The 4,333-nt window shown below is 62.5% G+C and carries 2 protein-coding genes; both read left to right on the top strand.

The window, feature by feature from the left end; all coding sequences use genetic code 11:
* The first annotated feature begins 327 nt into the window (after nt 1-327).
* The gene (rpoB, locus tag Q0Z71_RS17005; RefSeq protein ID WP_298025381.1) at nt 328-4,047 is read left to right on the top strand and encodes a DNA-directed RNA polymerase subunit beta; all 3,720 of its coding nucleotides are present in this window, start codon (nt 328-330) and stop codon (nt 4,045-4,047) included.
* 53 nt (nt 4,048-4,100) lie between these two features.
* Nucleotides 4,101-4,333, top strand: a 233-nt coding sequence (locus tag Q0Z71_RS17000; protein ID WP_298025378.1) for a hypothetical protein, incomplete at its 3' end; no start/stop codon positions are given.

Below are 4,333 nucleotides of genomic sequence, written 5' to 3'. Positions count from 1 at the left end.
ATCGCTCCAAACATCCAGGGATTGCTGTGCCATTTTCTCTCTTTGACTTCCTTTAACTGCGTGTTTGGACACTCCCTGCACAGAAAAACACCTTGACACCATAGGAATCCTATGGTAAAATAAATCGCTTATATGATGACGGAGGATATTCCGCCATTCTTATGAACTACGTATAAGATAGCACATTTCCCATGACAATGCAAGAGCAGGAAGAAAGATTTTTAACAACAGCGCCTAGCGTGTCGTAATTCCTGCCGCTTTTGAAACAAACAACTTGTCCCCGCCGCCGGACAGGGCGGAGGGGACAGAAGAAAGGTGAATGAGAAGATGGCCAAAGACAAGTATTACGGAAAGACCCTTCGTAAGAACTTTGCCCGGTATGAGGAAGTCGTTCCCATGCCGAACCTTCTGGAGATCCAGAAGACGTCTTACCAGGAGTTTTTGGACACCGGCCTGCGGGAGGTCTTTAACGACGTGGGCGCGATCACGGACTACCAGGGCAACCTGGAGCTGACCTTCATCGACTACAAGATGGACGAGGACCCCAAGTACGACGTGGAGGAGTGCAAGGCCCGGGACGCCACGTACGCCGCCCCCCTGAAGGTGAAGGTCCGTCTGCGCAACAAGGAGACCGAGGAGATCAAGGAGCAGGAGATCTTCATGGGGGACTTCCCCCTGATGACCCACTCTGGCACCTTCGTCATCAACGGCGCGGAGCGCGTGGTGGTCTCCCAGATCGTCCGTTCTCCCGGCGTGTATTACGGCAAGGAGCTGGACATCAAGACCGACCTGCCCATCCTGACCTCCACCGTCATCCCTTACCGGGGCGCCTGGCTGGAGTATGAGACCGACTCCAACGAGGTGTTCTGGGTCCGGATCGACAAGAACCGGAAGCTCCCCATCACCTGCCTGATCCGCGCCCTGGGCCTGCGGACCGACGCGGAGATCCTGGACCGCTTCGGCGACGATCCCCGGATCGTGGCCACCCTGGAGAAGGATCCCTGCAAGAATTACGAGGACGCCATGCTGGAGATCTACCGCAAGCTGCGTCCCGGCGAGCCCCCCACGGTGGAGGCCGCGGAGACCCTGATGAACAACCTGTTCTTCGACGCCCGGCGCTACGATCTGTCCGTCGTGGGCCGCTACAAATTCAATAAGAAGCTGTCCCTGTGGCAGCGGGTCACCGGCCACAAGCTGGCCTGCCCGGTGGCGGACCCCGCCACCGGCGAGCTGCTGTTTGACGAGGGCCACCTGCTGAGCAAGGAGGAGGCCCGCCTGCTGGACACCGTCGGCGTGGCGGAGGTCACCATCGACGTGGAGGGCGCGCCCCTGCGGGTGTTCTCCAACAAGATGTGCGATCTGTCCCACTATGTGGACTTCGATCCCCTGGCCGAGTGCGGCATCAAGGAGCGGGTCCGTTATGAGGTACTCCAGGAGTTGCTGGGCCAGTACACCGGCGAGGAGCTGAAGGATCAGATCAGACTGCACAAGGACGACCTGGTGCCCAAGCACATCATCATCGACGATATCCTGACCTCCATCAACTATATGAACGGCCTGGCCCGGGGCATCTCCGTCAAGGACGATATCGACCACCTGGGCAACCGCCGCCTGCGCTGCGTGGGCGAGCTGCTGCAGAACCAGTTCCGCATCGGCTTCAGCCGCATGGAGCGCGTCATCCGGGAGCGCATGACCATCCAGGACCTGGATATCGTCACCCCCCAGAGCCTGATCAACATCCGGCCCGTCACCGCCGCCATCAAGGAGTTCTTCGGCTCCAGCCCCCTGAGCCAGTTCATGGACCAGACCAACCCCCTGGCCGAGCTGACCCACAAGCGCCGCCTGTCCGCTCTGGGCCCCGGCGGCCTCAGCCGCGAGCGCGCCAACATGGAGGTCCGCGACGTGCATTACAGCCACTATGGCCGTATGTGCCCCATCGAGACCCCCGAAGGTCCCAATATCGGCCTGATCTCCTATCTGGCCACCTATGCCCGCATCAATGAGTACGGCTTCATCGAGGCGCCCTACCGCGCGGTGGATAAGGCCACCGGCAAGGTGGCGGGTGAGATCACCTATATGACCGCCGACGAGGAGGATAACTACATCGTCGGCCAGGCCGCCGAGCCGGTGGACGAGAACGGCTGCCTCATCAACGCCCGTATCACCGCCCGTCACCGGGACGAGATCGTGGAAGTGGATAAGGAGCTGGTGGACTATATCGACGTCAGCCCCCGCATGATGGTCTCCATCGCCACCGCCATGATCCCCTTCCTGCCCAACGACGACGCCAACCGCGCCCTGATGGGCGCCAACATGCAGCGCCAGGCCGTGCCTCTGCTGCGGCCGGAGGCCCCCATCGTGGGCACCGGTATGGAGCACAAGATCTGCATCGACTCCGAGATCGTCATCCTGGCCGAGGGCGACGGCGTGGTCACCTCCGTGGACGCCCGCCATGTCACCGTGAAGTATGACAGCGGCGAGACCAAGGAATACAAGCTGACCAAGTACCTGCGCTCCAACCACACCACCTGCATCAACCAGCGTCCCATCGTGGACGTGGGCGAGCGGGTACACGGCAAGCGCCTGAATGAGAACGGCGAGTGGGAGGACCCCACCGTCCTGGCGGACGGCCCCGCCACCGATCAGGGCGAGATCGCCCTGGGCCGTAACATCCTGGTGGGCTTCATGACCTGGGAGGGCTACAACTACGAGGACGCCGTTCTGCTGAACGAGCGCCTGGTCCGGGAGGACCTGTACACCTCCATCCACATCGAGGAGTTCGAGCTGGACGCTCGGGACACCAAGCTGGGTCCCGAGGAGATCACCCGGGACATCCCCAACGTGGGCGAGGACGCCCTGAAGGACCTGGACGAGAACGGCATCATCCGCGTGGGCGCCGAGGTCAAGTCCGGCGACATCCTGGTGGGCAAGGTCACCCCCAAGGGCGAGACCGACCTCACCGCCGAGGAGCGCCTGCTGCGGGCCATCTTCGGTGAGAAGGCCCGGGAGGTCCGGGACACCTCTTTGAAGGTCCCCCACGGCGAGAGCGGCATCGTGCTGGACACCAAGGTCTTCACCCGTGAGAACGGCGACGAGCTTGGCCCCGGCGTGAACATGGTGGTCCGGGTGTATATCGCCCAGCGCCGCAAGATCCAGGTGGGCGACAAGATGGCGGGCCGTCACGGCAACAAGGGCGTCGTCTCCCGGGTCCTGCCCCAGGAGGATATGCCCTTCCTGCCCGACGGCACCCCGCTGGATATCGTGCTGAACCCCCTGGGCGTGCCCTCCCGTATGAACATCGGCCAGGTGCTGGAAGTCCATCTGGGCTATGCCGCCCACGCCTTGGGCTGCAAGGTGGCCACCCCCATCTTCGACGGCGCCCGGGAGGAGGACATCAAGGCCATGCTGGAAGAGGCCGGCCTGGACCCCGAGGGCAAGAGCGTGCTGTACGACGGCCGCACCGGCGAGCCCTTTGACAACAAGGTCACCGTGGGCTACGTCTACTTCCTGAAGCTGCACCACCTGGTGGACGATAAGATCCACGCCCGTTCCACCGGCCCCTACTCCCTGGTCACCCAGCAGCCCCTGGGCGGCAAGGCCCAGTTCGGCGGCCAGCGCTTCGGCGAGATGGAGGTCTGGGCCCTGGAGGCCTATGGCGCAGCCTATACCCTGCAGGAGATCCTGACCGTCAAGTCCGACGATACCACCGGCCGTGTCCGCACCTACGAGGCCATCGTCAAGGGCCACAACGTGCCCCAGCCCGGCGTGCCCGAGTCCTTCAAGGTCCTGGTGAAGGAGCTCCAGTCGTTGTGCCTGGACATCCAGGGGCTGGACGCCGCGGGCAACCCCATCGAGCTGCGGGAGGACGAGGACGCCATGGACACCTTCAACCTCGCCCGGATGGACGCCGACGACGAGCGGAGCCGCAACACCTATACCGAGGACGAGTTCCAGGAGTCCGGCTATGACATTGAGGACGCCCCCGACGACGCGGGCGCGGACATCGACGCCGGTTTTGACGACGACGAGGACATGGACGACGAGTGATGCGTTCGTGAACGATACCGTATATCCGGAGCATTGAAGGAGGAACGCGCAATATGACCGATCACAAAACCGGCGGGAACATCGCCTTTGACGCCATTAAAATCGGCATGGCCTCTCCGGAGCAGATTCGGGAGTGGTCCTATGGCGAGGTGAAAAAGCCGGAGACCATCAACTACCGCACCCTGAAGCCCGAGCGGGACGGGCTGTTTTGCGAGCGCATCTTCGGGCCCACCAAGGACTGGGAGTGCCACTGCGGCAAGTACAAGAAGATCCGCTACAAGGGCAA

The organism is uncultured Dysosmobacter sp. (genome assembly GCF_947631635.1).
Lineage (GTDB): Bacteria > Bacillota > Clostridia > Oscillospirales > Oscillospiraceae > Oscillibacter.
Note: the sequence above shows the minus strand (reverse complement) of the source record. Positions and strands in the feature narration are given on the sequence as shown.

What these genes read in the sequence shown, in the direction of transcription:
- rpoB (WP_298025381.1), top strand. Translation starts at nt 328, where the DNA reads ATGGCCAAAGACAAGTATTACGGAAAGACCCTTCGTAAGAACTTTGCC.